The following is a 26,073-nucleotide window of genomic DNA, read 5'->3' on the forward strand; positions in this document are numbered from 1 at the left end:
CGGGCCACGGGGGAATCGATGGCGTGGGACGAGTGGGAACAGATCAAGGCCGAGGTCGCCGCTCGGCATGACAGCGGTATGCAGCTGAACAGCTCGGGCGGTGCCGCGGGATCGGCGGACCTCAGGACTGACGCAAAAGGCAAGCGCGGAGCGGTCGAGGCGCTGAGGGAGCACATCCGTCCGGGTGTCGGCAGAGCCGGCGTGCACGCCGATGAGGAATCCGATGCGGCGGAGGGCGAGTTCAAGGGCTGGGCAACCGGTGCAGGCCTGCGGGACGCCCACAAGGAGTGGGCCCTCCAGGTGAAGAGCTTCAAGGCGCGCCTGGAGCAGGACCAAGTGGCGTTGAGTAAGGCGAAGAGCGACCTCCAGTACGTCGACCACGAGGTGAAAGGTTCCATGACGGCCGTCGACGTGCCGGGTCCGGCCGACCGCCGGGACGCCTGACCACGTCGTCCGCCCCGCACTCCGCGAGGAGTGGACGGGGCAACCCTCGGCAGAGCGAAGGACAAGAGTTGCTTACCTACCAGGATGTCGTCACTGTCCGGCTGAGTCCGCTCACCACGGCCGCCGCTGCGTGGGCCCGAATGGCCGACGGGTTCGAGGATCTCGGCGAGGCCTATGGGACCCAGGTCCAGGGTGTCGCGAAGGGCGGTGTCTGGGTTGGTGAGAGCGCCGACGCGGCTGCCTCCCGCTATGCGGTGTCGCGCCGGCAGTTCGACGCCGCTGTGGTCGAGGCCCGGGCCATCGCATCGATTCTGCGGGACATCCACGCGCAGTTCGTCGAGCGCATACGTGCGGTGACGGAGCTGGTGGAGTCGGCGCGAAAGGCGGGCCTGTACATAGACGCCACGGGGCGGGCGCACCTCGACACGAGCAAGGTCGATGAGCCAGAGGGCGGCCTCTTCGACGAAACAGCTCGTGCTGCCAACGAGATGAGCTGGACCACCGCGGTGCTTTCCGCGGTGCGGGCGGTGGATGACGCGGATGAGGGAGCCAAGCTTGCGCTCCGTGACGCGGCAGGCATCAAGGATTTCTTCGAGGAGTTCGCGGACAACCTGACCGGGGCCGGACACTCCTTCAACGCGTCGGCTGTGGATGACATCGAGGTGGTCGAGGCACGCGAAGCCAAGAAGTACGCGGATCAGCTCCTGGCGGGCAAGGCGCCCGATGACCCGGAGGAGTACGCGCGGCTCATGCGTGACAACGCCGACGACGAGAGGTTCAGCCGGACGGTGCTCAACCACCTCGGCCCCGAGGGAACCATCAAGGTCACCAACCAGCTCAACACCCTGGCCTACGACTCGGACACGGGCAGCAAGCAGCACTACCTCGGGGCCGAGCGGGGGCTGGCCAACGCGCTGGCGACGGCGACGCAGGATCCGAGATCCCCGTTCTACAAGGAATTTCAGGCCGGCCTGAAGGAGTCCGGCATGAAACGGTACGACTGGCAGGGGGAGAAGGTCCGCGGATATCAGTCCATCGTCACCCTGATGCAGCACGGCGAAGGCTACTCGGACCAGTTCATGCATGATATCGGTGACGATCTCATCGCTGTCGAGAAGGCCGACAAGGGGAACGACAACTGGGACCTGCCCAAGAGTTTCGTCACCTCACGCGACGAATGGTTCGCGAATGACCCTCTTGACGGCCTGCTGGGTGTCATGAGCAAGGACCCCGACGCGTCGGCGGCGTTCCTCGACCCGCAATCTGACTCCCGCTCGGCAGACGGCAGAACGAAGGACGGCAACGACCGGCTGGAGTACCTGACGCGCCATCGGGACTGGGGTGTCGTCGACGGGCACCCGCGCATGCGCAGCCCGTTTGATCCCGACACCGTGTGGGGTGACCCGTTGCGCCACAGTGATATCGAGGATGCTCAGGGCCGTGCAGGGTTCGGTGCGGCTTTGGTCGCGGGAACGACCGGCATCGATCCGAACAACTCGGGCGGTGGCTATGTCGAGCATTCGGAGGCCAACAACCGTGTCTTCGAGGGTGCGTTGAAGCATCTTTCAGCAGAGGGAGACGATCTTCCTCCGAGCCTTCGTACACCTATGGCGGTGGTCATGGGAAATTATGGGAATGAGGTGCACGCCACGGCCAGTTCTCAACTGGAGGATCTCAGCCCCTTGGATCGGCAAGAGGTTCTTGAGGTATCGAAGCAAATCTCGCGCGATCGATTCGCTTACTTCACACTCCAGGACTCCATAAACCGGGAAATCGTCCACGACATCAATACTGGAGAGGGTGGGCACGAGGAGACCTGGAGGAGAGCAGGTCACACTGTCGGATTCCTGGAAGAGGCCCGCTACCAAGGGCTGGCGGTGGATGCGGATGACGCGAAAAGCAAGGCAACCTGGGATGCCAAGATGGACTATCACACCTGGGGTGGGGTGGCGAACTTCATCCCCTACGGAGGCGACGCCGCGCAGCGGGGTGTAGATGCGTTGACGTCTAAATGGCTCGAAGGTGAGACGGAAAAGATCGAGGAAGGCAGGGCAAGGGACAGCACGGCAACGTCTATTGACCGAGAGGGGCGGATCGCGGCCCTGGCTGACATTTGGAGAGCGGCGAATCCCGGTGAGATCGACGGTAACTCAAGGGAGTCCACGATCTCAGACATCAATGGCACTGCAAATGACGGAAATCGCACGGCGCGCGGTTTGGCGGGCAAGGGATCATGAAGCCTAGAAGAATCTACGGCATGGTTGGTGCCGCTCTTGTTGTCCTTTCTGGGTGTTCAGGTGGCGAACCGGAATACGGGTACTCTATTCCGGCGAAGATCTGTGAAGTCGGAGTCGACGAGTCCGACGTCAAGCCCCTTCTCCCCCCAGGGGAGGCGATGAAGGCCACTGCTGTTGAAGTGGGGGAAAAATCCGGCGAGCACCGCAGTTGTCGGTTGGTCGTGGATAAGGAGATCGGCTTGGCTGTATCTATTGCGCGCGATAGTGCAGTCGATGATGTCGCGGAATTCGGTGCCGAAGAATATACGGACTTCCGGGAGGTTTCGCTGGGTGGTGCCGTGACGAGTGCGGGAGTCGGGGCCGACGGTGCCGCCGCGTGGATGAAGTGCCAGCCTAAAGGTGGTCAACCTCAATTCGAGATGGACGGCTATCCGTATAACCACCTCGTTCTGAAGGTTCACATCGGCGGAGGAGGGAAGGGAGGTGATGAGGCGCAAGAGCGTCGAATCGACTTGGAAAAATTCATGCGTTCCTATGTTTCAGGCGTGCAGGGCGTCTGGTGCGAGTGACTTTTTTGCGATTTTCTGAGTAGTATTTACTGGAGAAAAGCCGCGATCGCTGTGCATTCGTCAACCGTGGCTGCGGCTGATTCCAGGCGTAGGCTGACGGGAGCCTGGCCAGGTGGCCCCGCGCAATGAGAGATAGGCGGGCTGTCGGCGAGCGGCGAGGACGGGCAAGCCCGCAATGACCTGGCGACTGGAACGGATCGTGAAGGGCGTCTGGCGGAGCTGTCCAAGGTCTGGCGCGAGAGGAACCCCGAGATGGAGCAGAGCGAAGATCTCTGGATGTCCGCTGAAAGGATCGATGACGCTGCTAATAACGGAACGCTACTGCGCGTCGCTTGGTGGGTCTGGGGTCATGAAGCGTCGGTTCGGTTTCGTTGGGATGGGTGCTTCCGTGCTTTTCCTCGCCAGTTGCACAACCGACAACGGTGGTTACGAATATTCTGTTCCGCACAGTATTTGTGATGTTGCGGTGACTCCATCGGATCTGAAGTCGCTGCTGCCTCCTGGGGAAAAAGTCAGGGAACGCGCCAGTGACGGCGTATTGGGTCCTGGAGCCGGCCGTGGCTGTAGCGTGATAGTTGATGACAGGCCGGATCTGACGATTTCTATCTCTCGGCAGGGTGGGGAGGTGGATATCGCGCGAGAGGCGTCCGATAAGTATGTTGATCTGAGGCGTGTTTCGCTGGGTGGGGCTGTTACCAGTGCGGCGGTGGGTGAGGACGGTGCGGTTGCGTGGATGGTGTGCGTGCCGAAGTCGGGGCAGCCGCGGTACGAGTCGCCGGAGACCAAGTCGGGGAAATATGGGCACTTGGTTGTGGAGATGCGCATCGGTGATGATGTCGAGAGGTCAGTGCCTGTGGAGGAGTGGCGTACGCACGTCGAGAAGCTTCTGCGCTCCTACGTTCCAGGGGTGATGGAGGGATGGTGCGAGTGAGCTCTCCGAGGGCGAGGATAGGGCTTTCTGGGTGATCTGCCCCAGGTGGCCGATGACGGACCGCTCCCGGTGCCGTGACATCACCCTGATGTGAACGGGAGGGCCCGGCCCTCCTGATGTCCACCGGGGCGCGTCCGACCCGAGGGTGAGTCGTGACCTAAGCCGGGGGCGACGGGCGTGGCCGGGGGCGCGGGTGGTTGTGCTGGCAGGATGGGTGCACGCGCCGTGACCGCACGGCAGGTTTGTCGGGGATGGGAAGAGGGTTCCGCCGGTGTCGTCTGAGGAAGCCCGTACGACGACGGGTGCGTCGCAGGACCGCGAGGCGATGTTCGAGGATCTGCTCAAGGAGTTGCAGAAGCAGGTCGCACTGCTGGAGGCGGACCTCTATGAGCGGTCACGCAGCGAGGAATTCGGTCAGCCGCTGCGCGCGGAGTACCAGCGGGCTGTGGCCGCGGACCGGACGGGTGACAGCTATGGGATGTGGCTCGGCGGGCGCCTGGTGCAGATCGCCGCCGCCTGGGTCCTGGGCTGTGTGTTCGTCCGATTCAGCGAGGACAACGGCCTGATCCCCGACGCCTGGCTGTCCGGTCCCGGCGAGCGGCTGCTGGAGGCCCAGGACCGGCACGAGGAGCACTTCCGGCGGTTCCCGGACCAGAACGACCGTGACTGGCTGAAGGCCTCCTTCGACGCCCTCGCCGACGCGCACCCCACGGCGAAGGGCCTCTTCGACGAGCGCCACAACCCCATGGGCGAGGTCACTCCCTCCTATGAGGCGGCGGCCCGGCTGCTGGCCTTCTGGCGCGAACGAGGTGCGGACAACGAGGTCCGCTACGACTTCACCGACCCCGAGCTGAACACCCGCTTCCTCGGCGACCTCTACCAGGACCTGTCCGAGTACGCCCGCAAGACGTACGCGCTGCTCCAGACCCCGGTCTTCGTCGAGGAGTTCATCCTCGACCTCACGCTGGAGCCGGCCGTCGAGGAGTTCGGCCTGGACCCGGTGTGGAAGCACAGGCCGGACGGCTGGCGGGGTGAGGTCGACGAGGACGAGCAGGTGCGCGGTCTGCGCTGCATCGACCCCGCGTGCGGTTCGGGCCACTTCCTGCTCGGCCTGTTCGAGCGGATTCTCGCGAAGTGGCGTGAGCTGGAGCCGGGCACGGACCGGTGGCTGCTGATCCGGCGTGCCCTGGAGTCGGTGCACGGCGCGGACAAGAACCCGTACGCGGCCTCCATCGCCCGGTTCCGCCTTCTGGTCGCGGCGCTGAAGGCGGGCGAGGTGCGCGAGCTCCGCCGGGCTCCCGCGCTGCCGATCCGGATCGCCGTGGGGGACTCTCTGCTGCACGGCCGGGAGGCCGGCCAGGAGGACGGGCGGACTTTCGACGACGTCGTCGAGCGGGAGGTCTTCACGTACCGGACGGAGGACGTCCAGGACTTCGTGAAGAGCACGGACCTGCTGGGGCGCGGCTCGTACCACGTGGTGGTGGCGAACCCGCCGTACATCACGGTCAAGGACAAGCAGGAGAACCAGAACTACCGGGACGTGTACTGGGCCTGCTCGGGTAAATACGCGCTGTCGGTGCCGTTCGCCCAACGGATCTTCGAGCTGGCGATCCGGTCGGGCGGTGATCAGCGCAACGGTGGCTTCACCGGGCAGATCACTTCCAACTCCTTCATGAAGCGGGAGTTCGGGAAGCTGCTCATCGAGTCGTTCTTCCACGGTGGGCCGTACAAGGACCCGAAGAGCCGGCGCAAGCGTGACTTCGGCGGGGTGGAACTGTCGCACATCATCGACACGTCCGGGGCCTATATCCCTGGGCATGGGACGCCGACGGTGATCCTGGCCGGCCGGAACCAGATGGCACGGCAGGCGGAGCCGATTCGAGCTGTGCTGGGTGTGCGGGGGGAGGCGGCCGTCCCGGAGAAGAACACGCTCGGGACTGTCTGGGTCGCGATCACCGAGCAGGTACGGAGGCCGGGGAGCGAGTCCGAGTGGGTGAGCGTCGCGGATGTGGAGCGGGGGCGGTTCGCTTCGTATCCGTGGTCGCTGAGTGGCGGTGGCGCCAACGGAGTGATGGAGGCCCTGGTAGACCACACGCGGAGGCTGGGGAACGTCATCGAATCCATTGGATTCCACGACATCCTGGGCGAGGACGATGTGTTCGGTGCCGAGCGTCTCCCTACAGCGTGGAAGCAGGAGAAGGTATCCCGCAGGCCTCTTGTTACGGGTGATGTCACCAGAGATTGGCTTGCAAGTACGGAAGCCGTAGTGCTTTGGCCTTACCGGGACGAAGCTGTTGACACGTCCTTGCAGGGCACTGCCCTTTTTTGGCCCTACAGGAGTAGTTTGCGTGCGGGCTTGACTTTCGGCAAGACCCGAGAAGAAAGAGGCATGGAATGGAATGAACACATCATGCTTTCCTGGCGACGCACGAAAGCTGCGATGCTCATCCCGTTTTCTTTTGTGGCGACGCACAATCACTTTGTGCTGGATCGCGGTGGGAAGGTGTTCAACCGCTCTGCCCCGGTGATCAAGTTGCCGGAAGGGGCTACTGAGGATCAGCATCTTGAGCTGATGGGGGTTCTCAACTCTTCGGCTGCCTGCTTCTGGTTGAAGCAGGTGAGCCACGACAAGGGGAGCCAGGGAATCAATGAGGGCTTTAAATCCCAGGAGTGGGAACGGTTTTACGAGTTCACGGGCACCAAGCTTCAGGAATTCCCTCTCCCGGCGTCCCTCCCGCTTGCCCTCGCGCGCGAACTCGACACCCTCGCCCAGAGGCTGGCCGAGTACGAGCCCTCCGCCCTCGTTGTAGATGGCGTCCCCGCCCGGACGGCCCTCGCCGACGCATCCATGGCGCAGGAGCGAATCCGCGCGCGCATGATCCTGCTCCAGGAGGAGCTGGACTGGACCGTGTACGGGGCCTACGGGCTGCTCACGTCCAAGGAAGTCGCGCGCACCACACTGCCCGGAGACCACGCAGCGTTGGGCGAGCCCGAGGTGCCGCAACTCCGCCTCGGTGAGCGCGCCTTCGAGATCCTCCTCAAGCGTCAGGTGGATGCCGGAGACGCAGACACTGCTTGGTTCGAGCGTCACGGTTCCACGGAGACTGCCACCGCCGAGATTCCCGCTGACTGGCCCGAGGCCTACCGCAAGGTCGTGCAGGCCCGCCTCGACCTCATTGAGTCGAACCGGGACATCCGGCTCCTGGAGCGCCCCGAGTACAAGCGTCGCTGGTCCGTCGAGCCGTGGAAGAAGCGCGAGGCCGCCGCCCTCCGGTCCTGGCTGCTTGATGCCGCCGAGCGCAAGGACCTGTGGTTCGAGGAGCGCAACGATTTTGTCGCGCCCCGCACGCTCTCCGTCTTCCAGCTCGCCGACGCCCTGCGGCACGACGAGGACGTCCAGGCCGTCGCCGCGCTCTACGCCGCCGACCACCTCGACAATCGTGACGCCTCCCTCGCGACCGTGCTCGCCTCCCTCATCGAGACCGAGCACGTCCCGTACCTCGCCGCGCTCCGCTACAAGGAGTCCGGCCTGCGCAAGCGTGAGGACTGGGAGCACGTGTGGGAGCAGCAGCGCGAGGAGGACCGGACCGGGGAACGGATCGGCATCAGCGTTCCGCCGAAGTACACCGGTGCCGACTTCCTCAAGCATTCCTACTGGTCGAACCGGGGCAAGCTCGACGTGCCCAAGGAACGGTTCGTCTCCTATCCCGGAGCCTCCACCGACAACGACCCGTCGCTCCTTCTCGGCTGGGCCGGCTGGAACCATCGTGACCAGGCCGAGGCTCTGGTGAACCTGCTGATTGACCGTGCCTCGGTGGACGGCTGGAGCGTGGACGACCCGCGCTTCGTTCCGTTGCTCGCCGGGCTGCGGGAGATCATGCCGTGGGTGCACCAGTGGTACGACGCGTATGACGAGGAGTGGGGCGACAACCCCGCCCAGGAGTTCCAGACCGCCCTGAACCGTGGCGCGGTCGACCGCAACCTGTCACAGGACGATCTCCGCGCCTGGCGCCCGGAGAAGAAGCGGGCCGGCCGGAAGAAGGCCGCCGAGTAGGGGCGGGCACCAGTCGCCTGACGTGCTACTCGACTCCAGTAGCCGTCAGGCGGGGCTTTCGCCTTTGACCGGCGGCTTCTTCACGACGAACGAGCCCTTGCCTCGCACGGTGACGATGAGCCCCCGTTCGCGGAGTTCCTGCGCTGCGCGGCGGGCGGTCAGGCGTGCGACGCCGTACTCGTCGGCGAGGTGGTTCTCCGAGGGGATCGGCCGGTCGGGTGCCAGCTCTCCAGAGCTGATCTTGGCGGCGACCATGTCGGCCAGTTGCATGTAGAGCGGCTTCGCGCTCATCGGGTCCAGGGGTGTCTCCACAGCATCCGCATCGCTCATACGTCCAACGTAGAGAAGGGTGACCCTGCACGCCTGGGTGAATCCCTCTGCACTTGTATGTAGAGGGCTGCATGGAGATGTAGCCTTCTGTTGCGACGAAGCAGGACCCCGGCGAGGTGGCTAGACCTCCCGGGGCGCGGCCAACGCTGAGCTAGGAGCGTCGACATGTACGACCTTATCCGCCGGACCACCGCATGGCTGCTGAGGCTGATCCTCGGCCCCCGTACCGGCAGCCACCGTGCCGGAACCGCCCCCGCGCGTCCCGGCCGCACCTCTGCCCGTACCCCCGCGCCCCCCGCAACCGCCTGCGGCCGGGCCCGTCGCCAAGGGGCACCGGGGCCCGACTCCCGCCGCCTTCCCGCCGCCCGGTCTCCGTACGGGCTGGACCACGTACTCGACGGCGGGGCGAGCGCGCTGGTGCGCCCGTACCTTCTCGCCGCGGACCGGGAGAGCGCGCAGCGGCGTCGCCGGATCGCCCTGGTGCTCGCCGCCGACTTCGGGCTGGACCTCGACCTGCACGTGCTCGGGGCGCAGGGGGTGGCGGCCTGATGGACGCCTTTCCGGACGCCGCCTCTTCGCCCCGACTGCTTCCCTGGTCGTCCTTCGGGGGCAAGCCGTGCTACCTGGTCACCGACGACGCGAGCAGCCGCCTCTCCGCGCTGGCCGACGACGTGGAGGACCAGCAGCTGGAGACCGGTGCCGAGGTCCTCCACCGGGCACGCGCCGTGCTGGGGGACACCATGTCCCCGTACGGAGAAGTGCGCTATGCCGGGATCAGGCTCGCCGAGTGCCTCAGCGATGCACTGCGAGTTGCCGAGTCCCGTGGGATGCGTCTGCCGTACGTATCCGATGAGGACGAGGAAGAGGACGGCGGCCCGGACGATGGCGAGGGCCTGACCGAGCACGAAGCCGTGGGCCGGGACGTGGGCACCGGCGACGCCGGCGACACCGCGGCACCGGGGCGGACTGAACCGAACCGGTGAGCCGTCCGATCCGGCCCCGATAGCCTCCACCGGCGCACCCCACGGCGTGCGCGTGGCTCGTCCACTCCCGTACCCGTACCCGTACCGGGGCGGGGGTGTCCGGGCTCTTTCCCCGGGGCGTCCCTGGCTGTCCTGCCGAGCTGGCAGGATGGAGGAGACGTGAAGAGGGCCCGGTGGCGGGCCCGGACCGTCGAGGGACCGGTCGGCAGGGCCGGGCGGACGCGGCGTGAACGGGAGCGGCTGATGGCCAGGGGCAGCGATGTCGTGCTGAGGGATGTTCTCCACATCAAGGAGGACGCCCACGCGGGCGACTTCAAGGTCGCCCTGACCGAAGGCTTCGGTGACGCCCAGGCCGGTTCGGTGGCCGACTACGTGGTCACCGAGCAGCTGGCGAAGGAGTTCGACAAGGCACTGCGGCTGGTGCGGGGCGCGGTACGCAAGAACACCTCGTACGCCGCCTATCTGCACGGCTCCTTCGGCGCCGGCAAGAGCCACTTCCTGACCGTGCTGCACGCGGTGCTCAACGGGGACCCGGCGGCCAGGGAGAAGCCCCGGCTGCGTGAGGTGGTCGGGGAGCACAACGACTGGCTTCCGGGCAAGAAGTTCCTGATGGTGCCCTACCACCTGATCGGCGCCGCCAGCCTGGACTCCGCGCTGCTCGACGGCTACGTGAGGGCGGTACGTGCCGAGCGCCCGGAGGCGACGACCCCAGCGGTCTACAAATCCGACGGGCTGCTGGCCGACGCCTGGTCGATGCGGCAGTCGCTCGGCGACGAGGCGTTCGCGCGGCTGCTGCCCACCAGCGGGAGCGCCGCGCCGACCGCGCCCGCCGCGGCTGCCGAGCCTGCGAAGGGCGACGGGCTGGCACCGATCGGCTCGGCCGTCGCCGAGGGCGGCCTGGCCCCCATCGGCGCCGTCTCCGCCGGGGGGTGGACCGGCGCCGAGCTCGACGCCGCCTTTGCCGCGCCCGCGGGCGACGAGGGTCGCAAGCGACTCGTCTCCGCTCTCCTCAGCGGGCCCATGAAGTCGTACGCCACCGGCAAGGCCGGCGATGTGAACGCGTTCGTCTCCCTGGACGACGGACTCAGCGAGATCAGCAAGCACGCCCGGTCTCTCAACTACGACGGGGTGGTGCTCTTCCTCGACGAGCTGATCCTCTGGCTCCAGGCCCGGATGCGGGAGCGCACCTGGGTCAACGAGGAGATCCAGAAGCTCGTCAAGCTCATCGAGTCCGGCAACGCGGACCGGCCGGTGCCGATCGTCTCGTTCATCTCCCGGCAGCGTGACCTGTCCCAGCTCGTCGGCAAGGACATCCTCGGTTCCGACGTCCAGAACATGGAGCAGGCGCTCGAGTATCTGAAGGAGCGCTTCACCGTCATCAACCTGGAGGACCGCAACCTCCCGGAGATCATCAAGGAGCGGGTACTCAAGGCCAAGCCGGGCCAGGAGGAGGTCCTGGAAGGCGCCTTCGCGGGCATCGACCGGTCGAACCAGCAGGTCAAGGACATCCTGCTGGACGACGAAGGCGCCACCAGCGCGAACTGGGACGACTTCCGTGCCGTCTACCCACTCTCGCCCGCCCTGCTGAACGTGCTCGTCGCGCTCTCCGGCGCCCTCCAGCGCGAGCGCAGCGGACTGAAGCTGGTCCAGCAGCTCCTGGAGAAGAACGCGCACGCGCCGCTCGGGCAGCTCATCCCGCTCGGCGACCTGTGGGACATCCTCGTCGACGGCACCGGGGCGGCCTTCACCGAGCAGCTCAAGCACGAGTCCGACGCCGCCGAGAAGTTCCACACCAAGGCGCAGCAGCATCTCCTGGAGCAGTACGGCCGCGCGGACCACCCCGACTTCCTGGCGGACGACCGGTTCGTCAAGACGCTGCTGCTAGCGGCGCTCGCCCCCGACGTACCGGCGCTGCGCAGGCTCACCGGAGCGCGGCTGGCCGCTCTCAACCACGGCTCCGTCCGGTCGCGGACCGTTCCGCCCGGCGACAAGGTCGCCGACCGGATGCAGGCGCTGCGCGGTACCTTCCACAGCGAGCTGCTCGCCGAGGGCCGGACCGACCCGGTGTTCTCCCTGCACCTGTCCGACCTGGACATCGAGCCGCTGCTCGACGCTGTCAGCGGTGAGGACAAGGTCGGTGTGCGCCGGGTCTGGGTGCGCGACCAGCTGTGGGAGCTGTTCGGCGTCAAGGACAGCCTGCTCGTCCAGAAGGAGATCGTCTGGCGGGGCACCCGCCGCACTGTGGAGTTCGTGTTCGGCAACGTACGCGACCCGCGCGAGCTGGCCGACGAGCACTTCACCCCCTCCGACCGGGGAAACATCCGCTTCGTCGTCGACTACCCCTGGGACGACGACGAGCGCCGCTACCCCAGCGACGACTACCAGCGGGTGGTGGAGCTGAAGAAGAACGGGCTGTCCGCCGCCACCCTGGTCTGGCTGCCCGACTTCTTCTCCGAGCAGCGCAAGGCACAGCTCGGCCGGCTGATGCGGATCAACTTCCTGCTGGAGCGCAACCGGCTGGACGAGTACACCCGTACCTACGCGCCGGACGACCGGGTCAAGGCCCGGCGCCAGCTGGAGATCGGCCGCGACACCCTCACGCACACCCTGGTCGCCTCGCTCGGCGAGGTGTACGGCATCTCGGCTCCCAGGGAGGGCACCAGGGCCGTCGAGGTGGTCGAGGGCCGTCACGTCCTGTCCCTTCTGCCGCAGTTCTCCCGCCCCGAGCTGGAGGGCGGCAAGCAGTTCACGGACAACGTGGTCCATCTCGCCGACGGGATGTTCGCCGCGCTCCACCCCAAGCACCCGGACTTCGGCCCCGACCGGCACGGCCAGCGCAAGGCCGTCACCCCGGCAGAGCTGCGGACCACCCTGGAGTGGATCACCCGGGCCATGGACGACGGGGGACGCGCGGAGATCGACAGCAACCACGTGGCGACCGTGAAACGCATCGTCGAACCGCTGGAACTCGGCACGGTCCACGACGGCCCGCTCGTCCTGCGCGCGGACTGGCGTGCCCGTATCGGCCAGGCCGCCGCCCAGAACCAGGAGCGGGACAACCTCTCCGTCGAGGACATCCGCCGCTGGATCACGGGGGAACCCCTTGGCTACTCCGGCCTGGACAAGCAGACCACCAACCTGCTGATCGCCGCCTACGCCCTGCTCGACGACCGTGCGTGGGTCCTCCAGTCCGGCCCCGAGAGCACGGCCCCCGACTTCCTGTCGATCGGCCCCCCCTGGCGGCTGCGGGCTCTTCCGCTGCCCGACGCCGAGGAGTACGAGAAGGCCAGGGACCGGGCCGCGCACCTCTTCGGCGTGCCCGCCAAGCCTCACCCGTACGCACGCAACGTCAACCGGCTGGCCGCCGACGTACGCGCCAAGGCGGACCAGTACGAGAAGCACGTGGCGGGGGTGCGCAGCGCACTGGACCGGCACGCGGAGCTGATCGGCCTCGACGCCGGTACGCCCGCGCCGCGTGCCGCGACCCTGCGGGACGCCGCGACCGTGCTCGCACGGCTCGGGCGGCACAGCACCGACGCGACCGCTCTGGTCAGGGAACTCGCCGCCGTCACCCACCAGACCCCCGCCCGGGAACTGGCCCACACCATGGACAGCGCCGAAGACGTCCTCGCCGCCCTGGACGCCACCGACTGGCCGGTGCTGAAGCGCGTCCACAGCCTCCGGAACCGGGACGACAGTGTCGGCGACCGGGCCGGCCGGCTCTTCGAGCACATCGCCGAGACCGTGCGGGCATCGGAGTTCGAGCGGCCACTGGCGCCCGTGCTCCGTGAGGTGCGGTCGACCGCCATGGGCATCTTCGACGCGGCGCTCCAACTGGAACGGACGGCGCCGCTGCCACCGGCTCCCGTGCCGGGGCCCGAGGCGATCTCCCTCACCGACCACGGAAACCCGGCGGTCTCCTCGCAGCAGGAACCGTCGGCGGGGCCTGCGGAGCCCGAGTTCCTGTGGCCGGCGTCCGGCGTGACGAACGGTTCCGTTGCCGAAGGCGCGGCAGGTGCCGCGCTGCCCGGTCCCCGTGCTGCCCGACGGGTCGTCCAGGCCGGAGCGAGCGGGCTGGAGACGCTCCTCACCGGTGAACTGGCGGCCGTGCGACAGGAGATCCAGGACTTCCGGGCGGGGAACCCCGACACGCCTGTGGAGATCATCTGGCGTGCCGTCGACCCCGGTGCGCAGACCGGTGGCGCCGCAGGCTCCGGTTCCTCGGGCGGCTCGGGGGCGGGCCCCGGTTCCCCCGACGGTTCCGACGGTATCGGAGCCAGTACGGAAGGGCATTGCTGATGGGTACGCGCCCCGCCGTGGGCCGGCGCGCCATCGAGGTCCTGCTGGAAACGGAGCTCCCCGACGCAGCGGGACGGCGGCTCGTCCTCGTCGACGCCACCTACGAAGGCCCCGGGCAGGACACTGAGTTCACCGTGCGCGTCGGGGACGGCAGCCGCCGGGTCCGCGTCACCGACCAGGACTCCCCGCTCGGTATCTGTGACGTCTGGCAGCGCCACCGCACCGAGGACGACCCGGACGGAGACAGCGTCCTCGTCGTCACCGGAGCGGTCCCCGCCGACCAGCTCGGCTGGGACCTGCGGGCCCACGCCGTCCGTCACCGGCCCCTGGCCGTGGACCGCGCCGAGATCGTCAAGCAGCTCTTCGGCGCCACCGACGCCGACCCCAGGATGGCCGGTGAACGCTGGCTCCTGGACGCACTGCTGGAAGCCGAACCGGCCGACGGATGGCCGGCTGCCGGAGCCGTACTCACCCGTGACCACGCCGTGCGCACCCTTCTCGCCGCACGACTCGGCCTCGGGGACACCACAGCGGACACGCTCGACCTGGACGCCGACACGCTGTTCGCCTGGACGCGCACGCCCACCGGCCCCGCCCGCTACGCCGCGCTGTCCGTCCCCGAACGCGACGGCCTCAGCGACTGGCTCGCCCGGACCGTCGGACCGGCCGCACCCACCCTCCTGGCCCTCGCCGCCGACGGACGCGGCGCGGACGTTCTGCCGCTCGGCGCGCTCGCCTCCGCGGCGCTCGCCTCCGCCGCGCCCGAATCCACCGGCTTCGCACTCGGCACTCTCTTCGGCCCCGCGCTCGCCTCGTTCGACGCGCTGCGCCCCTTCGCGGACGCTGTCACCGGTGTTCTCACCCGCTGGATCGCCCAGGCCGAAGGCCACGGGCAGCAGCGGGCCGACGCCCGTGCCCGGGTGCTCGACATCCTCGACCGGGCCGACCGGCTCGCCGACGACGCCCGTCTCGGACCCCTGACCGGAACCGACCGACTGCTTCCCTCCGGCTACCGGGCCCGGCTGCGCCACCTCGCGAGCATCCTGCAAGGCCCCGCGAGCGAAGCGGGGACCGCGCTGCGCGACCTCACCGGGCACCACCTCGCCGCGCTGTACGCCGACTCCACCGAGAACGCCCGCACAGCGGTACGTCTGGGCCGCTGGCTTCAGGAGCCCGTGGAGCCGGTTCAGTCGGTGGCACAAGGCGTCCACCGCCATATGACGTCCTTCGGCTGGGCCGACATGGCCGTAGGGATCCTGGCCGAGGGCGACACCTCACAGGACCCGGCCGTGGCGGGCGCCTACCAGCGACTGATAGGAGCCGTACGGGCCCGACGTGCCGCCTTGGACGAGCAGTTCGCCGACCGGCTCTCCCTCTGGAGTGAAAGCGCCTCCAAACAGGCCCCCGGAGGCGTGCTTCTCATCGAGGAGGTACTGGCCGAAGCCGCCGTGCCGCTCAGCAGGCCGATCGAACGCGACGGCAGCGGAGCACCCGTCCCGGCGGCCGACCGCGAGCGCGGCCGACCGCTGATCCTCGTGCTCGACGGCATGAGCGCCGACGTCGCCGTGCAGCTCGCCGGTGCGCTCGACCGGCGGGCATGGACCGAAGTGGTTCCCAAGCCACGCCCCGGCGAGGAAGCCTCGCGCCGGGCAGCCGTGTCGATGCTGCCGTCCGTGACGACCATCAGCCGTGCCTCCCTCCTGTGCGGCCGACCCACCGAGGGCGGACAGAGCACCGAGCGTGCCGGGTTCGCCGCCTTCTGGAAGAAGCGTCACCGCACTGTTCAGCTCTTCCACAAAGGGGGGTACGAAGGGCCCCCGGGACACCGGCTGGCCCCCGAAGTGCTCCAGGCGCTCGCCTCCGACGACATTGTCGGAGTCGTTCTCAACACCGTCGACGACGCGCTCGCCGACGGGCGGGAGGGCGCCCGGGGCCGGTGGACGCCCGAGGACATCGGCAAACTGCCCGACCTGCTGAACGAAGCGCGCAACTACGGCCGTCCGGTCCTCCTCGTCTCCGACCACGGCCACATCATCGACCGCACCCCGCGCGGCCACGGGCAGCGGCCCCAGGCGGACAAGGCCGAAGGCGCTCGATGGCGCACCGGGGCCGCCGGGGACGGCGAGATCGAGGTGTCCGGCCCACGCGTGCGAGGCCGGATCACCCTCGCCTGGAACGAGGAGGTCCGCTACACCGCCCGGCAGGCCGGCTATCACGGAGGCGCCTCCCTCGCGGAGGTCACCGTGCCGGTGATCACCCTGGTGCCGTCCGCGGACCTGGTGCCCGAGGGGTGGACCCTGCTGCCGGCCGAACGGATCGCGCCGGACTGGTGGAACGACGAGAGGAGTTCCACCATCGAGGTCGAGCCGCCGACGGCGGAAGCCGCAGGGGCGGCCGTCGAGTCCTCCGGGTCGGCTGTGGAAGACGTGAAGCCTGCCGCGGACGCCGACACGACGGTGGTCCTCGGGAGGCGGCCGGAGACCCTGGCCCCGGAGACCCCGGCCCCGGAGACGCAGGCCCCGGAGACGCAGGCTCCGGACGCGTCCGGTGAGGACAGCGTCGGTGCACGCGCCGTACGGTCCGCTTCCTACCGGTCCCAGCGTGAGTTCGTCCGTGGTGCGCCCCCGGACAGGGCCGTCGCCGCGGTGCTCGACGCACTGCTCACGGCGGGGGGAAAGCTGTCCCCCGGGGCGGTGGCCGCCGCCGCTCAGGCTGCCACGGGCCGCTCGCAGCGCAACCCGGAGCGCTTCGCCACCGTCCTGGAGCGCCTCCTCAACATCGACGGCTACTCCGTGATCCGGCTCGTCGAGTCCGGACGCACCGTCCAGCTCGACAAGGCACTCCTGGAGCAGCAGTTTCTCGGAGCGACGGCATGAACGCACCGGCATCCGACGTCAGCGTCGTGCGGCGACGTGACGTGACCGACGCGCTCCGGCGCGGTACCGTGCCGCAGAACGGCCTCGGGCTTTTCGCCGTTGGTCTGGAGCGCTTCGAAGCGGCCCTCGACGACGACCTGTCCGTCGCCGCCCGGGGAGGTTCCGCGTTTCACGCCCTGCGGGGTGAGTACGGCTCCGGCAAGACATTCTTCGCCCGCTGGCTCGCCGAACGCGCCAAGCGGCGCGGGCTCGCGGTAAGCGAGGTGCAAGTCTCCGAGACCGAGACGCCCCTGCACCGCCTGGAGACCGTCTACCGCCGACTCGTCGAACGGCTCACCACGGCCACCCATCAGCCGTCCGCCCTCAGAGCGGTCGTCGACTCCTGGTTCTACGCCCTGGAGGAGGAGGTCCTCGCCGGTGGTGACGTCCCCGACGAGGACGAGGAGGCGCTGGCCCGGGCCGTCGACGAGTTGCTGGAGCGCCGGCTCGCCGATGTCGCCCGTACCACCCCCGCCTTCTCCGCCGCCCTGCGCGGCTACCGCCGAGCGGTGGCCGCCGGTGACGGCGCGCACGCCGAAGCGCTGATCGCCTGGCTGGGCGGGCAGAAGTCGGTCGCCGCCTCGGCCAAGCGCGCCGCAGGCATCCGTGGCGACCTCGACCACTTCGGCGCCCTCGGCTTCCTCCAAGGGCTGTTGACCGTCCTGCGGGATTGCGGGCACCCCGGGCTGTTGCTGGTCCTCGACGAGGTGGAGACCCTGCAGCGGGTGCGCGGTGACGTTCGGGAGAAGTCCCTCAACGCGCTGCGCCAGCTTCTCGACGAGATCGACGCCGGGCGCTTTCCCGGCCTTTTCCTCGTCATCACCGGCACGCCGGCCTTCTACGACGGACAGCAGGGCGTCCAGCGTCTTGCGCCGCTCGCCCAACGGCTGGCCACCGACTTCACGACCGACACCCGCTTCGATTCGCCCCGCGCCGTCCAGCTGCGACTGGCCGGATTCGACCTGGACTCGCTAGGGGAACTCGGGCGCAAGGTGCGGGATTTGTACGCCGGCGCGGCCCGGCACCCTCAGCGGCTCGCGGACCGGGTGGACGACGCCTACCTCGACGAACTCGCCCGCGCCGTCACCGGATCCCTCGGCGGCAAGGTGGGTATCGCCCCGCGGCTGTATCTGCGCAAACTGGTTGCCGATGTTCTCGACAGGGTCGACGAGTTTCCCGACTTCGACCCCCGTACGCACTACGCACTCACGCTGAACAGTGGCGAGCTCAACGAGACGGAACGCAGCGCCGCGCACGGTGCCGGAGACATCGCCCTGGAACTGCCTGACGACCCGGCCGATCCATGAGAGAACCGGCCGACGTCTTCGACCTCCTGGACCCCGTTCTCGGCCACCACATCGTCAACGCGCTCGGCTGGCGCTCGCTGCGCCCTCTCCAGGAAGAAGCGATCGAGCCGCTCCTGGGTGGGGAAGACGCTCTGCTCCTCGCGCCCACGGCCGGGGGAAAGACCGAAGCGGCGGCCTTCCCTCTGCTGACGCGGATGAACCGGCACGGCTGGAAGGGCACCAGCGTGCTGTACGTGTGTCCGCTCAAGGCGTTGCTCAACAACCTTCATCCACGGCTGCGGACCTACACCGGATGGATGGGCCGTACGGCCGAGCTGTGGCACGGCGACATCACCACGGGCCGACGGCGCCGGATCCTCGCCCAGCGCCCCGACATCCTGCTCACCACACCCGAGTCGCTGGAGTCCATGCTGGTCAGCACTCACGTCGACCACCGTGCCTTCTTCTCCGGACTTCACACCGTCGTCATCGACGAGGTGCACGCGTTCGCGGGCGATGACCGCGGATGGCATCTGCTCGCTGTCCTGGAGCGTCTGAGCCGGATCGTCGGCCGACCTCTCCAACGGGTCGGTCTGTCCGCCACCATCGGCAATCCTGACGAGCTGCTGACCTGGCTGCAGGGCTCAGGACACGGGCGTCGGCCCGCGCGGGTGGTGGCACCGCACCTCGCCGAAGCGCACCGGGCGGACATGCGGCCACAGGAGCGGGCTGTCCCGGGGCCACCGCCCGGCGATGTGGAACTCGACTACGTCGGTTCCGTCGTGAACGCCGCCACCGTCATCGCGGGCCTGCACCGCGGTGAGAAGCGCCTGGTCTTCTGCGAGACGCGCCGGACCGTCGAGGAACTGGGTGAGCAACTGCGCCTGAAAGGCATCACGACGTTCCTGTCCCACGCCTCGTTGTCCGTGGACGAACGGCGCCGTGCCGAGGAGGCCTTCGCCGAGGCACGCGACTGTGTGATCGTCTCCACCAGCACCCTGGAACTCGGCATCGACGTGGGCGACCTGGACCGTGTCATCCAGCTCGACGCGCCGTCCACGGTCGCCTCCTTCCTCCAGCGCATCGGCCGCACCGGGCGCCGGGCCGGGACCACACGCAACTGCCTCTTCCTCGCACTCGAACCCGAGGGTCTGCTGGCGACCGCAGCCCTTCTGTCGCAGTGGTCCCGCGGCTGGGTCGAACCCGTCGTCGCTCCGCCCGAGCCCCGCCACCTGGTGGCCCAGCAGCTCCTGGCCCTGTGCCTCCAGGAACACCGAGTGGGGGAGAACCTGTGGCAGGAGTGGTGGGGCGGTATGGGCCCCTTCGGTTCCGGCGCGCTGCCCGTTGTCCGTCATCTGGTCGAAGAGGGATACCTGGATCAGGACGGCGGACTGCTGTTCATCGGACCGGAGGCAGAACGACGCTACGGGCACCGGCACTTCATGAACCTGACCGCGATGTTCACCGCCCCGCCGGAGTTCACGGTACTCAGCGGCAGGAACGAGATCGGCCGCACCGACCCCGACCTGCTCACCGAGGAGATCGAGGGCCCGCGCAAGCTGCTCCTCGCAGGCCGCAACTGGCTGGTGACCTACATCGACTGGACGCGCAAGCGCTGCTTCGTGGAGCCTGCGGACGAAGGGGGCCGCGCACGTTGGAACGGCTTCGGCGGAGAGCGTATCCGCTCCTTCGCGCTGGCCCGTGCTGCCCGGGACGTGCTCCTCGGTCAGGATCCACCGGTCCGCCTCACCGCCCGCGCAACGGCGAAACTCGCCGAAGCGCGTGAGGCCCACCTGCACGTCGTCCACCCCGGCGGCACGGTGGTCAGCCGGCACCATGACGGTGAGGTCCGCTGGTGGACCTGGGCGGGCCACCGCGCCAACGCGACGCTGGCTGCCTCGCTGGCTTCGGTGGCGGCCCCGCATCGGCGTGTCAGCGACCAGTGGATCCGGCTCCGCGACGACATCACGCATCAGGTCTGGCAGACGGCCCGCGCGGATACGCAGGCGGGATTGTGTCTGCCGGATGTCAGCAGCAGGGCGATCCGTGGCCTCAAATTCGGAGAAGCTCTGCCTCCCCGCCTGGCAGAAGCCACCCTCGCTGCGCGCATGGCGGACGAGAAGAGCGCCGGAACCGTCCTCGCCGAACCGGCGCGCTTCATCACGCTGAGCCACACATAGCCCCACATCAGGGCCTGCCACCGGACGAGCCGAAACAGCCCTAGGTGTATTGCCCTGTGAGGTCGTGTCCGCAAAGTCTCGTCTGGCCGGATGGCGGACGACGATACTTTGCGGACACTCCCTAGAAGACTCCTGAAGATCTTGCTCGGGCCGACTGTTTCACCCCGGATTGCCGGTAAATGTCAATCAGGTCGAACCAGTGCAACCCGGGCACGATTTCAAGATCTTCATCGGTCTTCTAGCAGCCGGGGCGCCGTCGCGCGGTCTTCTTGGCGGCTCTTCGCGCCCGGTCGGGCCGGTCGGCCGTGACCACCGGTGGCGTTGTTGGTGATGCCCCCAGGACCTTGGACGCGAAGGCCGACCATGCTTGGGCGTCAGCACCGTTGAGGTCGTCCGTCCACATGAGCGAACCGTTCCGTCCGCCACCCTGTGTATGTGGAAGGACGCCGTTCTCTGCGTACCAGGTCTTCTTCAGTTCCCACTTCCGGGCGTAGTCGGGCAGGTCGAGCATTCCCGCGTGCTCCCAGTAGACCGTGCGTCCATCGGTGGTCGTGATCGTGAAATCGGGCCGGACGACCCGCCCGTCGATTCCGGTGAAAGGCCCCTCGTACTGCCAGTGGCCGGGGACGAGCCGGTCGAGGATGCCGGCGATGATGACCTCGTTCTTCGACGCCATGGGGATGCCACTCGCCGACACGTGGATGAGCTTGCGGTCGAAGCGGCGAGTTGTGCCCTGGATATCGAGTGCTACCGGATGTGGCGGGTCGAACAGATCGGTCAGCCGCCGGGCCGTCTCCGAGCGCCACGGCTGTGCAAGCTCGCGCAGATCGGCGAGCGTACCCTCGTGCAGAATGACGATCTTGTCCTTCTGTCTGGTGAGGGCGGTGTACATGAGTTCCCGGGAGACGTTCGCCCGGGCAGGGAGGATGAGGAAGGTAGTGCGGAATTCGGAGCCCTGTGACTTGTGGACCGTAACCGCCCATGCCAGTTCCAGTGGTGCGTCGTCGGATTGCGTCGGCCGGTACGCGTACTGGAACCCCTCCTGTGAGGAGAACTCGACGTTGAGGCGCAGCTGGGACTTGGGCGTCTTCGCCGTCGGTACGGTGCGCCCGATCGCAACGCCGATCTCGCCGTTGGCCACGTAGTTCAGCGCGTTCTGCTTGGGCCATGCGTTCGAGCGCCTGTTGGTGGTCTGCATGACCTTGTCGCCGCGCACGATCAGCTCGGGCCCGATGGGCTTCGGGATGTTGGCTCGACGGTTCTGCTGTGCCCACCTGGTGTCGCTCGACCGGTAGGTGCGCTTGATGTGGCGGTTGAGCTGGACCGTACCGAACGCCCGGGAGCGGGCCGGGGAGAGGATCTGCCAGTTCTCGGCATGCCCGCCCGCTCCCATCTGCCAATTGAGGTATTCGCCTTGGATGACGCCGCCATAGGTGAGCGCGAAGGCTCGCTCCGGGTCCGGGTGACGGTCGAGGTCCAAGTTGTGCCCCAGCTCGTCCGTCAGTGCCTCGACAGCGGTCCTGTCGCCCCAGGGCACGTAGCGCACGCTGGGCAGGTCGGGGTTGTCGGTCAAGTCCGCCCAGATGGTTTCGTCGCCCGCCCCTCGGGTGTTGTCGCCGAACCAGGCCGCCAGTTCGAGGTCGTGCCGGGTGCCATGGCTTCCGTCGGCGAGTTGGCGTCGGGGCACCTGGAGTTCGACGTATCCCGGTGCGACCCGTACCCAGTCGGGGAAGCTCTCGGGCCGCATCTTGTTGACGAGGTCGACGAAGGGCCGGCCGGCACCGATCGGAGGGAGTTGTCGCGGGTCGCCGACGAGGATGATCCGTTTGACTCCGGCAAAGGAGTCGAGGGTGGCCGCGAGCATCTCCTCGGTGAGCATCGAGGCTTCGTCAATGACCACCAACGCGTAGGTCTGCCGCGGTTGCTCGTCTCCCCGCACGAGGTACCGGCCGGACTTCCCGTCGTACCTGTGGGTGGCGCTCAGGTACGACGCCAGGGTCCTGGCGGGCAGCTTCACCTTCGTTTCCAGCTGAACCTTCGCCTTGCCGGTGGGGGCCAGGAGCAGCACATTGCCCGCGGCCGCTCCGACGTACTCGACCAGTGCGCGCAGCAGTGTGGTCTTGCCGGTTCCCGCTGATCCGATGAGCACCGAGAGGGGCGCGTCGTGAAGGGCCGAGAGGCCGGTGGTCTTCTCGGCACGCGCGCGCTCCTCCAACTCGTCGAGCTTTCCCGTGACGTTCTGGTTGCGGTCGAGGGCACCGTCCAGCATCTGTCTGGCGTCGGGCACCGGACCGAAGCTTTGGCGTTGCTCCTGAGCCATGATCCAGTTTCGGACAACGGACGCGGTTTCGTCGAACCTGGTGAGCTTGTACGCGGGAGTGCCGTCGGCGAGAGAAACGCTGGCCAGAGGAGACCACTCCTCCCACTCGTTGATGCCGTCATGGTCCAGCTCCTGGGCCTCCAGGATCATCCTGGTCAACACGGGCGGTTGGGCGAGTGGCACATCGAGCGCGAGCGCGATGGCCTCACCTGCCGGTACGACGGTGTCGCCCTGCCGTCCCCGTCCTTCGAGAACGTCGGTCAGCAACGCCTCGATCCGACGCCGGTCGTGGGGGCCCTCCAACGCGACGGCATCGGGAACCGGAGACTTCCACGTGACATGGGGCGGGGGAAAGAGGGCGCGGTCAACGGTGCTGAACGGTACGTGGTCCGCAGAGCCGTAGGTACACGTCGAAGCGAAGTACGGGTTCTGGAGCAGTTCCTCGGCCGACATCTCGACGTCAGTGTCGCCCTCGATCAGCATCTGCACCTGGGCCGGGGAGATGTCGAACCCGGACAGCAGACGCAGCACAGCCTGATGCTCCGGCGGCACCTTCCGCCAGATTCTTGCCTGGAGGGCGCCGAGATGCGCGTTGATCCCACCCGGCGCGCGGGATGGATCGGCGAGGACGGTGTGGAGGAGATCCCAGGGGTCGGTCGTCTCACCTGCTTCTGCCATCACTGCCCGCGCCGCCGCATATGGCTGTTGGACGCCCATCGCCTTGAGGAAACCCGGCAGTCCGGGAACAGGGCCGCGCAGCTGCCAAAGACGCTCGATCTGGACCTGTAGCCAGGTGAGGCCTGTGTCGGGCAGGGTCACGCCCAGTTGCCGCATGCCCTCGGCGGCCGACTGCAGAGAGGTGAGGGCTTCGATGGCGGCATCGTCGGAAAGGTGCTCGGTGACGTACGAGAACTCGACGACACGGCCCTCGGGTGCCCACGCCAGCGCCTTGTCGACGTCGATGCCCTGGTCCATCAGGGAGACGATCCGCTGGTACGGCAGGAGGAAGCCGTCGGTCATGTCGGCTCGGAGCGAGTGCTCGACAACCGTCTCCCACATGGATGACGTGAAAGGCGGGTCTCCTGATTGGTTCCACATCGGCGGCGGAGTGACGCGGCTGATGCGCGCGGCGCCCACCAGTAGCCGGTCGGTGCGCTGCTCCTGAAACGGCGAGTGCTTCAGATAGGCGAAGACCAACGAGTCACCCGGAGCGACGGCTTCGAAGAAGGTGTCCATGACGGCACGTTGGTTGTCTCCGTCCATCACCCATGGAGGGGCGGAGTTCAGCGCGGCGTCAACGGCGTCCTCGGCGACATGGCTGAACGAGGGAACCCGCTCATGGCCGACCTCGTGCGCGAGGGTGTCGCGGTTCATCCAGCGGAAGGGAACCGCCTCGAAGGCGTAGCCGGGGATTGTGACGCGGGTGTCGTGGAGCTTTCCCTGCAGGGCACGGCTCTTTTGGTACGGATGCTGCTTGAGAACCGTGTAGCCGAGTGGAGACATGAACGTCGCGCGTTCGCTCAGGCAGGGGAGTCGGTTCTGGTCGAGGATGTCTATCCCGGTGCCGGCGTGGGCGAGCTCGAACGAGTCGTCTCGCTCCTTACCGATCGCGGTGAGTAATGTGCATGACGAGTTTCCCAACGGGTCATCACAGATGAACTGGTCCCATGGGCGGTCCCGCCACGGAACCCTCATCGACAGGTGTTGAATGCCAGTCATGGCAGGAGGTCTATCACCTGCTACCGACACCGTCCGGTCTTCAGCCCTATTGGTGCCTTCGCCCGCGCTCGGTCGCGCGGGCACCGACCGTGACCAGGCCGCCCCTCCACGGTCGAGGCGCCTGGCGGCGCGTCCGACGCGGGTTGCCACCTCGCATCCTCGACCAGGACGGTGGCGGCGACCCTCCTGGGCGTGATGGCGATCGCCTCGTCGGCTTTCTGAAGGCGAGACGGTTCGAGCTCTGTTGTCGTGTGGTTCATGGTCCTCTCCGGATCGGTCCGTTGGGCCTCACGAAGACGACGACGTCTGCGGCGTCGATCTCTCTACAGTTCTCGGCCAGTTCTGTAGAAAAGAACCCCATCTCCGCTTCTTGTCGAGGCAGTTCCGGCTGAGCCAGAGTTCGGGGCGCGGCGACAGGAACATGTCATCGCCGCCGGGCAGTGTCCATGGAACACATCGCGCTTCCCCAGGCGCGGTGTGGCCACCCCCCCCATTGTCTGGACGCTCGCCTGCGTAGCGGAAGGAATCGCGTGAAGCACAGCCGGAAGAAGAACGCGCGCAGATACATCGTCGCCGCATCGATCGGCGCTCTCCTGTCGGCCGGAGTCGCCACAGGGGCCTACGCCGGGGCGCCGACGGAGCCCTCGGCTCCCTCGGCTCCGGCGTACCAGCCGGAGATGGTGAAGGCGCTCGCCACCACCCTGGGTGTCAGCGAGAAGGCCGCGGTGCGGCGGCTGGACCGCGAGGCCGACCAGCAGGACCGGTTCGCGGAGCTGCGGAAGGACCGGGTCGACACGCTCGGGGCCTTCTTCGCCGAGGACGGTTCGCTGATCGTCAACGCCGCCGACGCCGAAGCGGCGAAGGACGTCCGGGCCGCTGGGCTCAAGGCCCGTGTCCCCGAGCGCGGCGAGAGCGAGCTGGGCCGGATCAAGGCGCGGCTCGACGCCAAGGCGCTCAAGAGCGCCCCGGCCGGGGTGTCGGCGTGGTCCGTCGACCTCGCCTCGGACACCGTGACCGTCGAGGTCAACGGCGACTCGGACGCCGCGACCCGCAGCTTCCTCAAGGCGGCGAAGAGCAACGGTGCCGCCGTACGCGTCGTGAAGGGCCAGGAGAAGCTGGAGACCCAGGCCGTCGTTCCGCCCGGCAGCCGGATGACCTTCAACGGCTACCTGTGCTCCGTCGGTTACGGTGCCAAGGACCGTAACGGCAGGCAGGTGCTCGTGACCGCCGGGCACTGCATCGAGGATCTGCCGGCCCTGGCCTACAACGGCACCCGGTTCGCCAAGGGCACCCACACCCGGTTCGCGCTGGGCACCCGCAGCGTGGACATGGGCATCGCGCACGTCGACGCCGGCCACTCGATCGGCCTCGACGTCACCACGTACGGCCGGGCCGGCACCGTCCCGGTCAAGGGCAGCAAGCGGGCCCCCTCGGGTGCGGCGCTCTGCAAGTCCGGTCAGACCACCCAGTGGACCTGCGGCAGGGTCGGCTCGTACAACGTCAGCGTCACCTACACCGACCAGAACGGCGGTCCGGACACCGTCGTGACCGGCCTGGCGAGCTCCAGCGTCTGCACCCAGGGAGGGGACAGCGGAGGCGCGTACATCTCCGGTGACCAGGCCCAGGGCATGACGTCCGGCGGTCCCAGCAACCAGCGCTGCAACGGTCAGGTCAACTCGCCGGGCTCCTCCTACTTCCAGCCGCTCGACAACGCCCTCGCGTACTACGGGCTGACGCTCAACACCAAGTAACCGCACCGGAGCTCAAGACCGGCCGAAGGCCACCCCCCCCAGACGCGGGAGGCCG

General features: G+C 67.9%; 14 protein-coding genes. 12 read left to right on the forward strand and 2 right to left on the reverse strand.

Annotation, left to right across the window (positions count from 1 at the left end; translation table 11 throughout):
- Positions 1 to 18: 18 nt before the first annotated feature.
- The 5 genes from ACH4KB_RS26000 (at position 19) to pglX (ending at position 8,235) form a co-directional block, all read left to right on the forward strand.
- Complete coding sequence (locus tag ACH4KB_RS26000) at positions 19 to 444, forward strand: hypothetical protein (RefSeq protein ID WP_398068301.1); 426 nt, start codon at positions 19 to 21, stop codon at positions 442 to 444.
- A 68-nt stretch (positions 445 to 512) separates the two neighbouring features.
- Positions 513 to 2,681 carry a hypothetical protein gene (locus tag ACH4KB_RS26005; RefSeq protein WP_398068302.1) on the forward strand — a complete coding sequence of 723 codons (2,169 nt, stop codon included), beginning with the start codon at positions 513 to 515 and terminating at the stop codon, positions 2,679 to 2,681.
- Between the two features lie 20 nt (positions 2,682 to 2,701).
- Positions 2,702 to 3,250, forward strand: coding sequence for a hypothetical protein (locus ACH4KB_RS26010; RefSeq protein WP_398068303.1), 549 nt, complete (start codon positions 2,702 to 2,704; stop codon positions 3,248 to 3,250).
- A 625-nt stretch (positions 3,251 to 3,875) separates the two neighbouring features.
- Positions 3,876 to 4,181 carry a hypothetical protein gene (locus ACH4KB_RS26015; protein ID WP_398068304.1) on the forward strand — a complete coding sequence of 102 codons (306 nt, stop codon included), beginning with the start codon at positions 3,876 to 3,878 and terminating at the stop codon, positions 4,179 to 4,181.
- A 271-nt stretch (positions 4,182 to 4,452) separates the two neighbouring features.
- The gene (pglX, locus tag ACH4KB_RS26020) at positions 4,453 to 8,235 is read left to right on the forward strand and encodes a BREX-2 system adenine-specific DNA-methyltransferase PglX (protein WP_398068305.1); all 3,783 of its coding nucleotides are present in this window, start codon (positions 4,453 to 4,455) and stop codon (positions 8,233 to 8,235) included.
- Positions 8,236 to 8,280: 45 nt separating this feature from the next.
- Here the strand turns inward: pglX and ACH4KB_RS26025 are convergent, their stop codons facing one another.
- Complete coding sequence (locus ACH4KB_RS26025) at positions 8,281 to 8,565, reverse strand: GntR family transcriptional regulator (RefSeq protein ID WP_398068306.1); 285 nt, start codon at positions 8,563 to 8,565, stop codon at positions 8,281 to 8,283.
- A 165-nt stretch (positions 8,566 to 8,730) separates the two neighbouring features.
- Here ACH4KB_RS26025 and ACH4KB_RS26030 point away from each other — a divergent pair, with 165 nt between their 5' ends.
- The 6 genes from ACH4KB_RS26030 to ACH4KB_RS26055 all read left to right on the forward strand — a co-directional run bounded on the left by ACH4KB_RS26030 (position 8,731) and on the right by ACH4KB_RS26055 (position 20,228).
- Positions 8,731 to 9,114, forward strand: a complete 384-nt coding sequence (locus tag ACH4KB_RS26030; RefSeq protein WP_398068307.1) for a hypothetical protein — start codon at positions 8,731 to 8,733, stop codon at positions 9,112 to 9,114.
- The gene (locus tag ACH4KB_RS26035) at positions 9,114 to 9,548 is read left to right on the forward strand and encodes a hypothetical protein (protein ID WP_398068308.1); all 435 of its coding nucleotides are present in this window, start codon (positions 9,114 to 9,116) and stop codon (positions 9,546 to 9,548) included. The genes ACH4KB_RS26030 and ACH4KB_RS26035 overlap by 1 nt, the downstream gene beginning before the upstream one ends.
- A 159-nt stretch (positions 9,549 to 9,707) precedes the next feature.
- Positions 9,708 to 13,847 carry a hypothetical protein gene (locus ACH4KB_RS26040; protein WP_398068309.1) on the forward strand — a complete coding sequence of 1,380 codons (4,140 nt, stop codon included), beginning with the start codon at positions 9,708 to 9,710 and terminating at the stop codon, positions 13,845 to 13,847.
- On the forward strand, positions 13,847 to 16,723 hold the full coding sequence (pglZ, locus tag ACH4KB_RS26045) for a BREX-2 system phosphatase PglZ (RefSeq protein ID WP_398068310.1): 2,877 nt from the start codon (positions 13,847 to 13,849) through the stop codon (positions 16,721 to 16,723). Before ACH4KB_RS26040 ends, pglZ begins: the two co-directional genes overlap by 1 nt.
- Positions 16,720 to 18,069 (forward strand): BREX system ATP-binding protein BrxD, encoded by a 1,350-nt coding sequence (gene brxD, locus ACH4KB_RS26050; protein ID WP_398068311.1) that lies wholly within the window; start codon positions 16,720 to 16,722, stop codon positions 18,067 to 18,069. Before pglZ ends, brxD begins: the two co-directional genes overlap by 4 nt.
- Entirely contained in the window at positions 18,066 to 20,228 is a 2,163-nt protein-coding gene (locus tag ACH4KB_RS26055; protein WP_398068312.1) for a DEAD/DEAH box helicase, read from the forward strand. The genes brxD and ACH4KB_RS26055 overlap by 4 nt, the downstream gene beginning before the upstream one ends.
- Before the next feature lie 238 nt (positions 20,229 to 20,466).
- On the opposite strand, the gene ACH4KB_RS26060 is transcribed toward ACH4KB_RS26055, so the two are convergent.
- Positions 20,467 to 24,417 carry an AAA family ATPase gene (locus ACH4KB_RS26060; protein ID WP_398068313.1) on the reverse strand — a complete coding sequence of 1,317 codons (3,951 nt, stop codon included), beginning with the start codon at positions 24,415 to 24,417 and terminating at the stop codon, positions 20,467 to 20,469.
- Between the two features lie 380 nt (positions 24,418 to 24,797).
- Here ACH4KB_RS26060 and ACH4KB_RS26065 point away from each other — a divergent pair, with 380 nt between their 5' ends.
- Positions 24,798 to 26,018 carry a S1 family peptidase gene (locus ACH4KB_RS26065; RefSeq protein WP_398068314.1) on the forward strand — a complete coding sequence of 407 codons (1,221 nt, stop codon included), beginning with the start codon at positions 24,798 to 24,800 and terminating at the stop codon, positions 26,016 to 26,018.
- Positions 26,019 to 26,073 lie beyond the last annotated feature (55 nt).

The organism is Streptomyces sp. NPDC017520, assembly GCF_044329855.1.
Taxonomy (GTDB): Bacteria; Actinomycetota; Actinomycetes; order Streptomycetales; family Streptomycetaceae; genus Streptomyces.

What these genes read in the sequence shown, in the direction of transcription:
- ACH4KB_RS26055 (WP_398068312.1), top strand. Translation starts at nt 18,066, where the DNA reads ATGAGAGAACCGGCCGACGTCTTCGACCTCCTGGACCCCGTTCTCGGC.
- ACH4KB_RS26025 (WP_398068306.1), bottom strand. Translation starts at nt 8,565, where the DNA reads ATGAGCGATGCGGATGCTGTGGAGACACCCCTGGACCCGATGAGCGCG.
- ACH4KB_RS26010 (WP_398068303.1), top strand. Translation starts at nt 2,702, where the DNA reads ATGGTTGGTGCCGCTCTTGTTGTCCTTTCTGGGTGTTCAGGTGGCGAA.
- ACH4KB_RS26035 (WP_398068308.1), top strand. Translation starts at nt 9,114, where the DNA reads ATGGACGCCTTTCCGGACGCCGCCTCTTCGCCCCGACTGCTTCCCTGG.
- ACH4KB_RS26000 (WP_398068301.1), top strand. Translation starts at nt 19, where the DNA reads ATGGCGTGGGACGAGTGGGAACAGATCAAGGCCGAGGTCGCCGCTCGG.
- ACH4KB_RS26030 (WP_398068307.1), top strand. Translation starts at nt 8,731, where the DNA reads ATGTACGACCTTATCCGCCGGACCACCGCATGGCTGCTGAGGCTGATC.
- brxD (WP_398068311.1), top strand. Translation starts at nt 16,720, where the DNA reads ATGAACGCACCGGCATCCGACGTCAGCGTCGTGCGGCGACGTGACGTG.
- pglZ (WP_398068310.1), top strand. Translation starts at nt 13,847, where the DNA reads ATGGGTACGCGCCCCGCCGTGGGCCGGCGCGCCATCGAGGTCCTGCTG.